Source organism: Mesorhizobium sp. B2-3-4 (assembly GCF_006442315.1).
In the GTDB taxonomy this organism is placed as follows: Bacteria; Pseudomonadota; Alphaproteobacteria; order Rhizobiales; family Rhizobiaceae; genus Mesorhizobium.
The window spans coordinates 484,294-499,168 of record NZ_VFVY01000002.1; the positions used below are offsets into that span (position 1 = coordinate 484,294).

Here is a 14,875-nt window from a genome sequence, read left to right on the forward strand (position 1 = left end):
CGCTTCACATTTTCGGGTCGAGCCAGTCGCGCAGCGCGTCGCCCAGCATGTTGATGCCGAGCAAGGTGATGGAGATGCACAGGCCCGGCAAGATGATGAGATGCGGCGCCTGGCTGATATAGGGCCGGGCGGTCGACAGCATGTTGCCCCAGCTTGGCGCCGGCGGCGGCACGCCGAGCCCAAGGAAGCTCAGCGCGCTTTCCGACAGGATGATCCAGCCGAACATGGTGGTGGCGAGCACGATGATCGGCGCCACGCAATTGGGCAGCACATGCCGCGCCATGGTGATGAATTCGCTGTTGCCCATGACGCGCGAGGCCTCGACATATTCGCGCTCGCGGATGGACATCACGGCGGCCCGCACCACGCGCACCACGATCGGCATATAGGCGAGGCCGAGCGCCACGATGATGCCGTCGCGGCTGGCGCCGATGACGGCCATCAGGCCGAGCGCCAGTAGCAGGCCTGGAAAGGCGAGGAAGGCGTCGTTGACCATCATGATGAGGCGGTCGGTCCAGCCGCGCAGGAAGCCGGCGAGCACGCCGAACACGGTGCCGGCGACCAGCGCGAAGATGACGGTCGCAAACGCGATCCAGGCGCTGGTGCGCGCGCCGCTGGCGAGGCGGCTGAGGACATCGCGACCGAATTCGTCGGCGCCGAGCAGATGTGCGGCCGACGGTCCCGAGAGCCGCGCCGGCAGGTCGAGCTTCAGCGGATCGTAAGGCGCCATCCACGGGCCGGCCACCGCCAGCAGGATCAGCAACGCGGTAACGGTGACGCCGAAGACGGCATTGAACTTCAGCCCCGGGCGGGCAAGGGCGCGGGCGCTCATGCCGTCACCCGGGGATCGAGCAGGGGATAGACCATGTCGACGATGAGGTTGACCACGACATAGATGAAGGCGACGAACAGCATCGTGCCCTGGACGACGGGATAGTCGCGGGCATAGATCGCGTCGACCAGAAGGCGGCCGAGGCCCGGTATGGTGAACACCGTCTCGATGACGGCGATGCCGGCAAGCAGGCTGCCGAGCACGAAGCCGATCAGGGTCAGCGTCGGGGCGAAGGCGTTCTTGAAGGCGTGGCGCCAGATGACGGCGCTTTCCGACAGGCCCTTGGCGCGGGCGTGGGTTATGTACTCGAGCCGCGACACCTCGATCGCGCTGGCGCGCGCCATGCGCGCGATCGGTCCGGATTCGACCAGAACCAGCGTCACCACCGGCAGGATCACATAGAGCGCCGCATGGCCGAAATCCTTGCTGAAAGGCACGTAGCCGACGATCGGCAGCCAGCCGAGGTAAAGCCCGAAGATCATCATCAGCATCAGCCCGAGCCAGAAGCTCGGGATGGAAAGCAGGATGGTCGAGGTGGCGACGACGCCGATGTCGCCCAGGCTGTCCTGCTTCCAGGCGGCCAGCATGCCGGCCGGCACCGCGATCGCCGAGGCGACGAGCACGGCCAGAAGCACGATGACCGAGGAGACCGCGAAGCGGTCGAGGATCAGCGGCAGCACCTTCTGGCCATTGGCGATCGAGTGTCCGAAATCACCGGTCAGCACATTGCCGATCCAGATCAGGTACTGCACCGCCAGGGGCTGATCGAGACCCATCTGCCTGCGCATCGCCTCGACCTGTCCGGGCTTTGCCAGATCACCCAGCATCAATGCCGCCGGGTCGCCGGGGATGAAGCGCATCATGACGAACACCGCCACCGACACCAGGATGAGGGTCGGGACGGCGCTGGCCAGGCGCGTCAGGATGAAGCGGACCATCTTGTCTCCCGCACCATGGTTGAGGCCTGGCCGGTCGGCCTGGCCAGTTTTTCCAGAACCGCCTCGTCCATCGCCAGTTCATAGCGGGTGAACTCGCGGTTTTCGGCCGGCAGCGGCGTGATCTCCATAATGCCGCTTGCCGGTTCGAAGAGGATCATCGCCACTGTCGCCGACAGGTTGCCGCCCTCCTTGCGGATCGCCGGCCGGCAGACGCTGAGCGGCGCGGCGAAATCGTCGAACAGCGAAGCCTTCAGGTCGTCGACTGTGATCTCGCCATGACGCGCTTCCAGATGCCGGCGCACGCGATAGTCGCGGTAGAGGCTGTCGGGCACGTCGTTGAGCCCGGTTTCGCGCAGCTTGGAGAGCGCGACCACGCTTTGCCAGTGGTTGGCGTGGACGATGAGGCCGTTGTCGCCGGGATAGATCGGGAAGACTTCGTCGGGCGCGCATTCGAGGTCGACAGCGAAGCCTTCCGCCGTGCTCAGCATCATGTTGTTGGAGCCGGATTTGGGGGTCGTCGCCACCACCTTGACGGCATGGGCGAAATGCCGTGCCTCCAGCGCGCGGCGGCGGATGAAGGGGAGCGGGATGCCGATCTCGCGATAGTCGCGGTCCGATTCTAGATAATTCGCCGTGATGCCTATGCCGGCCGAATTGAAGCCGCTGCGGGCAAGCCCGCCGGCCTCGGTGAAGGTGATCAGGTCCGGACCGTCCTGGCGCCGTACGCGCAGCACGATCGAGGTCTCGGCGCATTCGGCGCGCCAGTCCCAGTTCTGGCCGTGGATCAGCCGGCCGGCCCTGGTCGCCTCCGGCAGGATCACGGCGCCCGTGCAGCCGTCGGGCTCGTCGTCCGAGAGGCCCTTCTCGCGCTTGGCCAGCTGCAGGATTTCGGTGCGGGCATTGACCAGCAGGATCGCGGAAAGGCCGACACAGGCGCCGGCGGCGATGCCTTCCATCTCCTCGACGAGATCGGGCGCCCATTGCCGCAGCCGTGGCAGGAACAGGCTGCCGAAGCGCTCGACATCGCGCTGGCCGAACCCGAAGCGGTCGAGTTGCCCGGCATAGAGCGCCACCGATTTGTGGATGCGGTCGCGCGCCTGTTCGCCGTAGGCCTTGCCGCGCTCGGCGGGAGTTCCGCCGACATCGACGAGCGGAAAGGGCGCGACTGCGGTCATGGAAAGGAGCCTCGAATTGCTGATGGATCAAACCATAGTGCATTTTGTGCAAATGAAAAGCACAATGTTTGTCGAAATAACCGTTTCGATCCGCCGCCCGGCCCATCTATAATGCGAAGCACCACGGAGAATTCGCATGAGCAGGGATACCACCGGCCAGCTGGCCTCGGCGGCAGCAGCCAGCCCGCTGCAGATCGATCTGGCGCGCCGGATCCTCGAACGCATCCGTGATTCCGGCTGGGCGGTCGGCACGCGCGTATCGGTGCCGGACCTTGCCCGCACATTCGGGGTCTCGCGCTCCCCCGTCAGTGCCGCCCTCGAACTTCTGGTGGCGCAAGGCATTCTGGCCGGCTTCGAGACGAGGGGGCTGCAACTGGCGCGCGATGTCGCCGAGATCGATCCGGAAGACATCCTGCCGAGTTCGCCGCTCGAGGATCTCTATCGCCGGATGATGCGGGACCGTTCGCTGGGCGAACTGCCCCAGGATGTCTCGGAGGCGGAACTGATGCCGCGCTACGAAGTCTCGCGCGGCGTGATCAGGAAATTGTTGCTGCGCTTTGCCGCCGAGGGCCTTGTCCAGCGCTTGCCGGGACATGGCTGGCGGTTTGCCGAATCCCTGGTCGGCGAGGACGCCTACCGGGAAAGCTACGAATTCCGCATCGTCGTCGAATGCGCGGCATTGCGCTCGCCGATGTTCCGCGCCGACCCGCAGCTCCTGGCACCGGTGCGGCGCGCCCATGAGCGGATCCTGTCGACCATCCTCGAAGGCAAGAGCCTGGCCAGCGGCGATGAGTGGTTTCGCGTCAATGCCTCATTCCACGAAGGACTCGCGGCCTGCTCCGGCAACCGCTTCCTCGCCGACGCCGTGCGCCAGCAGAACAATCTGCGCCGCCTGCAGGAATCCGCGGGCTTCGAGCAATTGCCCGGCGAGCGGCTCGAACAATCCTGCCGCGAGCACCTCGCCATTCTCGGCGCCGTCGAGGCCGGCGAGACCGAATGGGCGGAGGCGTTGCTGCGCCAGCACCTGCGCCAGGCTTCAGAATTCGCCTCGCCGGCACGCGCGCCGTGAGGCTTGGCAAGGCCTTCGCCGCCCGTGCAATGGCGTCATACAAATCTTGACCTCTCGCGCACTTGCACGCGCCGCCGCTCTCTGGCTTTTTGGGGCACCCACCCGAACGGACTGATTCGCGTCATGCCGCTCGATTGCAATGTCCCGCAGGCGGTCTGCCCGTGGGTCCTGAAGCGCACGCAATTGGCGAAGGAGAGACAGGCATGGCCGAGTTCAAGAAGCCGGAAATCTCCGAGATGAGACCCAAGATCACCGTTATCGGCGTCGGTGGCGGTGGCGGCAATGCGATCAACAACATGATCGTGGAGCAGTTGCAGGGAACAGAGTTCATTGCCGCCAACACCGATGCCCAGGCGCTCACCATGTCGAAGGCGACGCGGCTGATCCAGCTTGGCGCGCACGTCACGGAAGGCCTTGGCGCCGGCTCGCTGCCCGAGATCGGCCGTGCCGCGGCCGAGGAATCGCTCGACGAGATCATGGATCATCTGGCCGGCACGCATATGTGTTTCGTCACCGCCGGCATGGGCGGCGGCACCGGCACGGGTGCTGCCCCGATCATCGCCCAGGCGGCGCGCAAGGCCGGCATCCTGACGGTCGGCGTCGTCACCAAGCCGTTCACCTTCGAGGGCAGGCGCCGCATGCAGATGGCCGAAGAGGGCATCGAGCGGCTGCGCGAGGCCGCCGACACGGTGATCGTGATCCCCAACCAGAACCTGTTCCGGATCGCCGACGCCAAGACCACCTTCGCCGACGCCTTCGTCATCGCCGACCGGGTGCTTTTTTCCGGTGTCAGCTGCATCACCGACCTCATCGTCAAGGAAGGCCTGATCAACCTCGACTTCGCCGACGTGAAATCGGTGATGCGCGGCATGGGCCGTGCCATGATGGGAACCGGCGAGGCGTCCGGCGACGGCCGGGCGATGAAGGCGGCGGAAGCCGCCATCGCCAACCCTCTGCTCGACGAAATGTCCATGAAGGGCGCCAAGGGCGTCCTGGTGTCGATATCGGGCGGTAGGGACATGACCCTGTTCGAGGTCGACGAGGCGGCCACGCGCATTCGCGAGGAAGTCTACGAGGACGCCGACATCATCGTCGGCGCGATCTTCGACAAGAGCATGGAAGGCCGCTTCAGGGTTTCGGTGGTGGCGACAGGGCTCGACCGTGCAATCGGCGAGGGCGATGTCGACGCGGGCATCGCGCACGGCCATCCGACGCCGCACACGCAGCGCACGCTCCAGTAGGAATCAGCCAGAGCCGCCCGACTATCCTCTCTCGGCCAGTTCCCAGCATCCGGACCGGCGTCCGCCGGGGTGTCGGCTATCAGGCGTTCGCGCGTCGAACTCAGTGCTGGCCCGGCTCGAGGCGCTGGCCGTGACATGTCGCGCTCTGCCTCATAATTTCAAGGAAAAACAAACGGTTATACAGGATCGAGTGCAAGGCTCCAGCTGACCTTGACGCTCGATCCCGGCCTTGCATGCGAGGGCCTTTCTGCGCGCCGGCATCAATTTGCGGGCCGCGGCCGCTTGACTCCATCGCGCCTCTGTGAAAAATTTTGCATCAACTGATAAAAATATCAAAAGGGTGAAAATGGTAGGGTTCGGCAACGGCCTCTTGCGTGACGATGATGCCAGCATGGCGGCGCGTGCCGCCTGGCTTCATTACGCCGGCGGGCTGACCCAGTCCGAGGTCGCCAAGCGGCTGGGCCTGACCAGCCTCAAGGCCCATCGCCTCATCACCAAGGCCAACCAGGAAGGCCTGGTGAAGGTCTATATCGACGGCGAAGTGTCCGAATGCGTCGAGCTCGAGGACGAGCTGTCGCGCCGCTATGGCCTCGACTATTGCGAGGTGGTTCCGGATTTCGATTCCGAGGACCTGCCGCTCAAGGCGCTCGGCATTGCCGGCGCGCAGTTCCTCAAGCGCGAGATCGAGCGCGGCGAAGAAGCGCTGATCGGCGTCGGCCATGGCCGCACGCTGGCTGCCTGCGTGGAGTATCTGCCGCGCACCACCACCGACCGCATCCGCTTCGTCTCGCTGCTCGGCGGCCTGACGCGGAAATTTTCGGCCAACCCGCATGACGTCATTCACCGCCTCGCCGAGCGCACCGGCGCGGAAGCTTACGTCATGCCGGTGCCGATGTTCGCCAACACCGTCGAGGACCGCGCCGTGCTGCTCGGGCAGAAGGGGGTCAGCGAGATCCTGGACCTCGCCCGTTCGGCCGATCTCCTGTTTGCCGGCATTGGCACGGCCGAACGCGAGGCGTCGCTGGTCGCCACCGGCATGATCGAAAAAGGCGAGATGGAGGAGATCCGCCGCAATGGCGGCGTCGGCGAACTGCTCGGCCATTTCTTCGACGAAGCCGGCAGGGCGGTGGCGACGACCGTTTCCAACCGGGCCCTGGCATTGACGCGCGAGGACATTGCCAGCCGCCGGATCGTCGCCGTTGCCGGCGGCAGGATCAAGGTTCGCGCCATCAAGTCGGTGCTGGAGGGGCGCTACCTCAAGGGCCTGATATCGGACGAGCGGACCGCGCGATCGCTCGTGGAAGAGACGCCGGTCGGGTAGCCGGCAACAGTCCAGTTGAAACTACCCTGTGGAGGAGAAGACGAAATGCATGAGAAAGAGAAAGACCTCATAGACGCCTTCCTGCGCGGACAGGTCGACCGTCGCGGACTGATCAAGGGCCTGGGTGCCATGGGCCTTGCCGCCGGCACCGCCGGCACGCTGCTCAATCTGGGCCAGACGCGCGCACTCGCCGCCGATTTCGACTGGCAGGCGCATAAGGGCAAGACCATCAAGCTCCTGCTCAACAAGCATCCCTATGCCGATGCGATGATCGCCGACCTCGAGAACTTCAAGAAACTGACCGGCATGAACGTCGTCTATGACGTCTTCCCCGAAGACGTCTATTTCGACAAGGTGACGGCGGCACTGTCGGCCAGCTCGCCCGAATACGACGCCTTCATGACCGGCGCCTACATGACCTGGACCTACGGCCCCGCCGGCTGGATCACCGATCTCAACGAATGGATCAAGGACCCGGCCAAGACCAATCCGAACTATGCCTGGGACGATTTTCTGCCGGGCGTCAAATCGTCCTGCGCCTGGAACGGCAAGCCCGGCGGCGCGCTCGGTTCCGAAGATGCCAAGCAGTGGTGCATTCCGTGGGCCTTCGAGCAGAACAACATCACCTACAACAAGGGCATGTTCGACAAGGCCGGCGTCGGCGTTCCCGGCAATATGGACGAGATGATCACCACCGCGGCCAAGCTGCAGAAGGACATTGGCGGCGGTGTCTACGGCATCGGCGTGCGCGGCTCGCGCTCCTGGGCGACGATCCATCCGGGCTTCCTCTCGGCCTATGCCAACTTCAACGAGAAGGATCTGACCGTTTCCGCCGATGGCAAGCTCGCGGCGGCGATGAACACGGCCGGCTCCAAGGCCTTCCATGCCAAATGGGTGCAGATGATCCAGGAGAGCGGCCCCAAGGACTGGTCGACCTACACCTGGTACCAGGTCGGCACCGATCTCGGCGCCGGCGCCTCGGCGATGATCTTCGACGCCGACTGCCTCGGCTACTTCATGAATGGCGGCGATAACAAGATGGCCGGCAAGCTCGCCTATGCCGCCTTCACCGCCAATCCGGAAGCCAAGGCCTCGACCCCCAACATCTGGATCTGGTCGCTGGCGATGTCCAACTTTTCCAAGGACAAGGACGCGACCTGGTACTTCCTGCAATGGGCTTCCGGCCCCGAGCACGGCCTGTTCGGCGCCACCAAGATGGACTTCGTCGATCCGGTCCGCCAGTCGGTGTGGAAGGACGAGATGTTCCGCGAGAAGCTGAACAAGAGCTACCCCGGCTATGTCGAGATGTTCGACGCGTCGGCGGCCGGCGCCTCGATCAAGTTCACCGCGCAGCCGTTGTTCTTCGACCTCACCACCGAATGGGCGGCGACGCTGCAGAAGATGGTGGCCAAGGAAGTGCCGGTCGACGAGGGTCTCGACAAGCTGGCCGAGAGCATCAACGGCCAGCTCAAGGAAGCCGGTCTCGGTTAAGTCGCAACGCGGGCCGGTCTGCCTGGTGGGCCGGCCCTCGTCACACCTTTCAAGCTTGCGATGCGGTGCCGCTAGGTGACCGCCATTTCGCCCGACCGGTCGCCTTGCTCCCTTAGGCGGCCGGCAGGGCGAAGCGACAGCAACAACGGAGCAGCTCGATGACTGCGGTGGTATCGCAAAGGCCCAAGCCGTCGGGCTTCAGGATCAGCAAGAAGGTGCTGCCCTATGTGCTCAGCCTGCCGGCCCTGCTGGTCTGCATCGGCATCCTGATCCCGTTCCTGACCTCGGTGGTCTATTCATTCCAGCGCTACCGGCTGAGCCAGCCCTGGGCCCGGCAGTTCAATTGGGGCGACAATTACATCTCCTTCTTCACCGATCCGAAGTTCTGGAACACGCTCAAGGTCTCGCTGCTTTACGCAGGCACCACCGTCGTGCTGGAACTGCTGCTCGGCCTCGCCATCGCCCTGCTTTTGCAGAAGCGCTCGACGCTCAACAATTTCATCTCGATCATGCTTTTGATGCCGCTGATGACGGCGCCAGCACTCGCCGCGCTGATGTGGAAGCTGATGACCAATCCCGGCTTCGGTGTGCTGAGCTATCTCGCCAGCCTGATCGGGCTGCAGGATTTCCGCTGGGCCTCGTCGCCGTCGACGGCGTTGTTTACCGTGGTGCTGGTCGACATCTGGGTCTACACGCCCTTCATCATGATCCTGCTGCTCGCAGGCCTGCGCAGCCTGCCGACGCAGCCCTTCGAGGCGGCAGCACTCGATGGCGTGCCGAGGAGCTTCGTCTTCTTCCGCATCACGCTGCCGATGCTGACGCCCTACATCCTGACGGCGACCTTGTTCCGGCTGCTCGATTCCATCCAGCAGTTCGACATCATTTATGCAATGACCCAGGGTGGGCCGGGCGACACGCTGACCGTCTTCCAGGTCGAGGCGTATCTGAACTTCTTCCAATCGACCAATGTCGGCCGCTCGGCGGCGCTGATGATCATCCTGTGGGCGATCACCTACTTCCTCTCCAACATCTTCATCAAGAATTGGCTGCGGCTGCGCGAACGCGCCCGTGGCCAGGCATAGGAGGCGGCAATGGAACACACCTCCTTGCTCGAACGCATCCTGCGCGGCGTGGCGCTGACGCTGGTGGTCATTTTCTTCATGTTCCCGATCCTCTGGATCTTCATGATGTCGTTCCAGACCAACGAGACCATCCTGCGCATTCCGCCGCAGCTTATCTTCGAACCGACGCTCGCCAACTACACGGCGCTGATCACCGGCAAGCTGATGACGGCCGCCGGCACGCTCGACATCGCTTTCATGCGCAATCTCTGGAACTCGGTGTTCCTGTCGGTGACTTCGGTCGCGGTGTCGCTGCTGCTCGGCGTTCCCGCCGCCTATGCCTTCGCGCGCCACAAATTCCGCGGCTCGGAGGACATCGCCTTCACGCTTTTGTCGTTCAAGTTCGCGCCCGCGCTTCTGGTTCTGTTGCCGCTGACCCTCTATTTCCAGAAGCTTGGCCTCGCCAACACCTATTTCGGGCTGATCTGGGTCTATCAGCTGATCTGCCTGCCGCTGATCCTGTGGATCGTGCGCGGCTATTTCGAGGATATCCCGGCCGACATCGAATATGCCTACCGCATCGGCGGCCATTCCTGGTTCGCCACCTTCCGCAAGATCGCGCTGCCGCTCGCCGGCCCCGGCATCGCGGCCGCCGGCCTGCTCGCCTTCATCTTCGCCTGGAACAATTTCGTCTTCGCGCTGGTGCTGGCCTCGGCCGACAAGCAGCCGGTGACGGTCGGCGCGCTTGCCTTCATCACCTCCTCGGGCATTCAATACGGCCAGATCTCGGCGGCCATCGTGCTGTCGATTACGCCGACGCTGGCGCTCGCCCTCTATGCGCAGCGCTATCTCGTCGAAGGCCTCTCGCTTGGCGCGGTGAAAGGATAGATATGGCCAGCCTCGAACTCAAAAACGTCGTCAAGCGCTACAAGAGCCAGACCGTCCTCGACAATCTGTCGTTGACGGTTGCCGATGGCGAAACCCTCGTGCTGTTCGGCCCGTCGGGCGCCGGCAAGACGGTGCTGCTGCGGCTGGTGGCCGGCGTCATCGATCCGGATGAAGGCAGGATCTTCATCGGCGGCGAGGACATGACCGATGTCGATGCGGAGTTTCGCGGCGTCGGCATGGCCTTCCAGAACTTCGCGCTGTTTCCGCATATGAGCGCCTTCGACAACATCGCCACGCCGCTCGAGGCCAAGCGTTCCTCGCCGAGCGCGATCAAGGCCGGCGTTGAAAGCGTCGCCAAACTGCTCAAGATCGCCCATGTGCTCTCCCACAAGCCGCGCGCGCTCTCCAACGGCCAGAAACAGCGCACCGCGCTCGCCCGCGCGCTGGTGGGCTCGCCGCCGCTGCTGCTGCTCGACGATCCCTTGCGCAATGTCGACGCCAAGCTGCGCTTCGAGATGCGGCTGGAGCTGCCGAGGCTGCTTGCCGATCGTGGCGCGACCGTCGTCTACGTCACCCAGGACTACAAGGAAGCCATGGCGCTCGGCGACCGCATCGCCGTCATGTCGCAAGGTGTCATCCGGCAACTCGGCACGCCCGAGCAGATCTATCGCGAGCCGGCCAGTATCGAGATCGCGCGGCTGTTCGGCGATCCGACCATCAACCTGCTCGACGTCAAGCCGGCGCGCGATGCCAGGGGGGTCTATGTCGGCCTGTCCAATGTCCAGGTCCATCTCGACGAGGCTCCCGAGACCGCCATCGGCCGCGACTGCGTCATCGGGCTGAGGCCGGAGGCGCTGCATTTCGCCGAGGACAACGAACCAGGCGCCATTCCGGTGACGGTCGAGGCAGAGACGCCGCTCAACGAAAAGATCGTCACCCTGGTGCGCACCGTGCGCGGCCGTGAAATCCTGGTCTCGCGCCCGGCCGGAGCGCCGGGCCGCAGCGAAGGCAAGGCTCATATCGCCGTCGACGGCAAGAGCGCCTTGCTGTTCGATCAGGCGAGCGGCGAGCGCATCGGCGCCAAGAATGTCGTCAAACTGCGCAATGGAGAAGCGGCATGAGCCCAACCGCACTCACAATATCGGGCGTCGACAAGTTCTATGGTCCGATCGACAGGGGCGTTCACGCCGTCAAGAACCTGACGATGGAAATCGGCAAGGGCGAGATCGTGGCGCTGCTCGGCTCGTCCGGCTGCGGCAAGACCTCGACCTTGCGCATGGTCGCCGGCTTCGAGGAGGTCTCGCGCGGTGCGATCGCGGTCGCCGGCCGCCAGGTCCATACCTTGCCGCCGGTCAGGCGCAACGTGGCAATGGCCTTCGAGGGTTATTCGCTCTATCCGCCGCTCACCGTGCGAGAGAACATGGCCTTCGCGCTCAAGGCCGCCCGGCTGCCCAGGAGCGAGGTCGATGCAAGGGTCGCCAGCATCGCCAAGCTGCTCGAGATCGAGGATATACTTGAGCGTTACCCCAGCTCCATCTCCGGCGGCCAGCAGCAGCGCGCCAGCCTTGGCCGGGCGCTGATCCGCGAGGCCGACCTGCATCTGCTCGACGAGCCGATGGGACAGCTCGAACCGCAGCTTCGCGCCGTGCTGCGCGGCCGCATCAAGCACTTCATCAAGGAGCGCGGCCTGACCGCGATCCTGGTCACGCACGATCAGACCGAGGCCAATGCGCTCGCCGACCGCATCGCGGTGATGGAAGGCGGCGTGCTGCAGCAATTCGACACGCCGGACCGGATCAAGGAGCGCCCGGCCAACCTGTTCACCGGGACCTTCGTCGGCGAGCCGCCGATGAACGTCTTCGAAGCCTTTGTAGGCACGGCGCACGACAGGATCAATCTCAGGCTCCCCGACGGCCTGTCGCTCGACTACGACAGGAATGCCTTCAGCGGCCCGGTCCGCGACCAGTTGCTCAGCCGCGAGCGGGTCGTCATCGGCATCAGGCCCTACGCGGTTCGGCGCTCGAAAGACGGTGTTCCCGCCACGGTGTTGGCCAATCAATGGCTCGGCGATCAGACCCATATCGCCGCCGATTTCGCCGGCGGCTCGCTGGTTCTGGTCGAGCATGACCGCACGCGGCTCGACCTCGGAGCGCCGATCAAGGTCAGCATCGATCCGAAAAACCTGCATGTTTTCGACCAGGCGAGCGGCAAGGCCATCTCGCACGGCATGGAGCTCGCGTGATGCGTGACCTTCTGATCGGCATCGACGCCGGCACCTCGGTCATCAAGTCCATCGCCTTCGACACGAAGGGCCGGCAGATTGCCGCCGCGGCTACGCCGAACCATTATGAGACGCTGCCGGGCGGCGGCGCCGAGCAGGATCTGGCCCGCACATGGGCCGATGCCGCCACGACGCTCCGCCAGCTTGCCGACAAGGTGCCCGATCTCGCCAGCCGGACCGTCGCCATCGCGGTGACCGGGCAGGGCGACGGCACCTGGCTGATCGACGCCAAGGGCGAGCCGGTGGCCAAGGGCTGGCTCTGGCTCGACGCGCGCGCGGCCGGTGTCGTCGAGGAAATCCGCGCACGGCCGGAAGACCGGCTGCGCTTCGAGAAGACCGGTAGCGGGCTAGCCGCCTGCCAGCAGGGCTCGCAGTTCGTCTTCATGAAGCGCACCATGCCAGAAATGCTCGGCAAGGCCGCGACCGCCTTCCACTGCAAGGACTGGCTCTACTTCAAGCTGACAGGCGAACGTGCGACGGATCCGTCCGAAGGCACCTTCACCTTCGGCGATTTCCGCACCCGCGACTATAATGAGGATGTGCTGGACGTGCTCGGCGTTGGCCACCTCAGGCACCTGCTGCCGCCGATCGTCGACGGCACCAGGCATAGCGCCGGGCTGTCGGCTGCCGCCGCTGGCGTCACCGGAATGCTTGCCGGGACGCCCGTCGTGCTCGGCTATGTCGATGTCGTCTGCACCGCGCTCGGCGCCGGCCTCCTCGACCGCGAGCGCAGGCCCGGCTGCTCTATCATCGGTTCGACCGGTATGCATATGCGGCTGGCCGAGACCCCCGACGATGTGCAGCTCAACGAGGCCAAGACCGGCTACACCATGGCGATGCCGGCGCCCGGCGTGTTCGCGCAGATGCAGTCCAACATGGCGGCAACGCTCAACATCGACTGGGTGCTGGGGCTTGCCTCCGGCATTCTCGCCTCGCAGGGCATCACCCGCAGCAATGGCGAGATGATCGCGCTGGTCGACGCCTGGATATCGGCCTCGCGACCGGCGTCGCTGCTCTACCAGCCCTATGTCTCGGAAGCCGGCGAGCGCGGCCCGTTCGTCGATGCCAATGCCAGGGCAGGCTTCGTCGGTATTTCCTCGCGCCACGGCTACGCCGACCTGGTGCGCGCTGTCTTCGAAGGCCTGGCCTTCGCCGCGCGCGACTGCTACGCCGCCATGGGGCCGCTGCCGCGCGAAATCCGGCTGACCGGCGGCGCCGCCAGAAGCCCGGCGCTGCGCAAGATCCTGGGTGCGGCCATCGGCGCCGACACGCGCACCAGCGCGCGCGAGGAGGCGGGTGCGGCCGGCGCGGCGATGATCGCCGCGGTCTGCGTCGGCCAATACGCTTCCATGGACGACTGCGTCGGCGAATGGGTGACGCCGCTGCTTGGCGAGGCCGAACCGAGCGACCCGGACTTGGCCGCGATCTACGACAGGATGACCCCATCCTACATGCTGGCGCACCAGGCCCTGCGGCCGGTCTGGCGCGCCATGGCGACATCGCAGGAAAATTGAGAAGTCGAGTATGCCCAGGAAAATAGCGATCATTGGCGACAACTTCATGCTGCCGGAGGTGTTTCGCGCGAAAATCGAGGCGGCCGCCAGCGGCGGCCTCGACATCAGGACGTTGCAGACGGCCTGGCCGGACGAGCCGATGGAGTTCGGCAATGCCGCGCTCGGCCTCGACAAGGTCAAGGAGTATTTCGGCCACCCCGACGCGGTCGTCGACTTCATCGGTGACGCCGAAATCCTCGTCACCCAGCTCGCGCCCCTGTCGGAAGGCATGATGCGGCGCCTGCCGGATCTGAAGCTGGTTGCGGTGTCTCGTGGCGGGCCGATCAACATCGACATGGAAGCGGCGAAGGCGCACGGCATCACAGTGGTCAATGTGCCCGGCCGCAACGCCACCGCTGTGGCGGAATTCACCATCGGCGCCATCCTGGCCGAGACGCGGCTGATCCGCGTCGGCCACGAGGCCTTGCGCAAGGGCGAATGGCGCGGCGATCTCTATCGCGCCGACCGTACCGGCCGCGAGCTCGGCGAAATGACGGTCGGCGTCGTCGGCTACGGCAATATCGGCACCAAGGTGGTGCGCCTGCTGCGCGCCTTCGGCTGCCATGTCCTGGTCAGCGACCCCTACGTCCAGTTGAGTGCCGAGGACCGCAACGCCGGTGTCGAACTGGTTGCGCTGGACGATCTGCTGTCGCGCTCCGACGTGGTGACGCTGCATTCTCGGGTGACGCAGGAGACGCGCGGTCTGATCGGCAAGGACACCATCGCGCGCATGAAGCCGGGTGTCATCTTCGTCAACACCGCGCGCGGGCCGCTGGTCGATTATGACGCGCTCTACGAGGCGCTGGTGTCCGGGCAGATTGCCAGCGCCATGCTGGAAACCTTCGCGGTCGAGCCGGTGCCCTCGGACTGGCCGCTGCTGCAGCTGCCCAACGTGACGCTGACGCCGCATATCGCCGGCGCCTCGGTGCGCACGGTGACCTACGCCGCCGAGCAGGCCGCCGAAGAGGTGCGCCGCTATTTGGCTGGCCTGCCGCCGGTCAATCCGTGCTGAGAATGATGGCCAT

At 65.1% G+C, this 14,875-nt stretch carries 12 protein-coding genes and 1 pseudogene; 10 read left to right on the forward strand and 3 right to left on the reverse strand.

Features of this window, described 5'->3' with window-relative positions; genetic code table 11:
* Nucleotides 1-4: 4 nt before the first annotated feature.
* The 3 genes from FJ967_RS05910 to FJ967_RS05920 are packed head-to-tail and all read right to left on the reverse strand — an operon-like array spanning nt 5 to nt 2,945.
* Nucleotides 5-832 (reverse strand): ABC transporter permease, encoded by an 828-nt coding sequence (locus FJ967_RS05910; RefSeq protein ID WP_140730755.1) that lies wholly within the window; start codon nt 830-832, stop codon nt 5-7.
* On the reverse strand, nt 829-1,770 hold the full coding sequence (locus FJ967_RS05915) for an ABC transporter permease (protein ID WP_140730756.1): 942 nt from the start codon (nt 1,768-1,770) through the stop codon (nt 829-831). The genes FJ967_RS05910 and FJ967_RS05915 overlap by 4 nt, the downstream gene beginning before the upstream one ends.
* Nucleotides 1,752-2,945, reverse strand: a complete 1,194-nt coding sequence (locus tag FJ967_RS05920) for a C45 family peptidase (protein WP_140730757.1) — start codon at nt 2,943-2,945, stop codon at nt 1,752-1,754. Before FJ967_RS05920 ends, FJ967_RS05915 begins: the two co-directional genes overlap by 19 nt.
* Before the next feature lie 136 nt (nt 2,946-3,081).
* Here FJ967_RS05920 and FJ967_RS05925 point away from each other — a divergent pair, with 136 nt between their 5' ends.
* The 10 genes and pseudogenes from FJ967_RS05925 to FJ967_RS05970 all read left to right on the forward strand — a co-directional run bounded on the left by FJ967_RS05925 (nt 3,082) and on the right by FJ967_RS05970 (nt 14,862).
* Entirely contained in the window at nt 3,082-4,014 is a 933-nt protein-coding gene (locus FJ967_RS05925; protein ID WP_140730758.1) for a GntR family transcriptional regulator, read from the forward strand.
* 203 nt (nt 4,015-4,217) lie between these two features.
* Nucleotides 4,218-5,174: pseudogene (gene ftsZ, locus FJ967_RS05930) on the forward strand (cell division protein FtsZ); the annotation flags it as partial.
* A 427-nt stretch (nt 5,175-5,601) separates the two neighbouring features.
* The gene (locus tag FJ967_RS05935) at nt 5,602-6,576 is read left to right on the forward strand and encodes a sugar-binding transcriptional regulator (RefSeq protein WP_140730760.1); all 975 of its coding nucleotides are present in this window, start codon (nt 5,602-5,604) and stop codon (nt 6,574-6,576) included.
* 45 nt (nt 6,577-6,621) lie between these two features.
* A complete protein-coding gene (locus FJ967_RS05940) occupies nt 6,622-8,067 on the forward strand; it encodes an extracellular solute-binding protein (protein WP_140730761.1) in 1,446 nt (481 codons plus the stop codon).
* Between the two features lie 158 nt (nt 8,068-8,225).
* Nucleotides 8,226-9,149: a sugar ABC transporter permease gene (locus FJ967_RS05945; protein WP_027046585.1), complete on the forward strand. Its 924-nt coding sequence runs from the start codon at nt 8,226-8,228 to the stop codon at nt 9,147-9,149.
* Nucleotides 9,150-9,158: 9 nt separating this feature from the next.
* Nucleotides 9,159-10,016: a carbohydrate ABC transporter permease gene (locus FJ967_RS05950; protein WP_140730762.1), complete on the forward strand. Its 858-nt coding sequence runs from the start codon at nt 9,159-9,161 to the stop codon at nt 10,014-10,016.
* Between the two features lie 2 nt (nt 10,017-10,018).
* Entirely contained in the window at nt 10,019-11,137 is a 1,119-nt protein-coding gene (locus tag FJ967_RS05955) for an ABC transporter ATP-binding protein (protein ID WP_140730763.1), read from the forward strand.
* The gene (locus FJ967_RS05960) at nt 11,134-12,258 is read left to right on the forward strand and encodes an ABC transporter ATP-binding protein (protein ID WP_140730764.1); all 1,125 of its coding nucleotides are present in this window, start codon (nt 11,134-11,136) and stop codon (nt 12,256-12,258) included. Before FJ967_RS05955 ends, FJ967_RS05960 begins: the two co-directional genes overlap by 4 nt.
* Nucleotides 12,258-13,811, forward strand: a complete 1,554-nt coding sequence (locus FJ967_RS05965; protein WP_140730765.1) for an FGGY-family carbohydrate kinase — start codon at nt 12,258-12,260, stop codon at nt 13,809-13,811. The genes FJ967_RS05960 and FJ967_RS05965 overlap by 1 nt, the downstream gene beginning before the upstream one ends.
* Nucleotides 13,812-13,821: 10 nt before the next feature.
* Nucleotides 13,822-14,862 (forward strand): 2-hydroxyacid dehydrogenase, encoded by a 1,041-nt coding sequence (locus FJ967_RS05970; protein ID WP_140730766.1) that lies wholly within the window; start codon nt 13,822-13,824, stop codon nt 14,860-14,862.
* Nucleotides 14,863-14,875 lie beyond the last annotated feature (13 nt).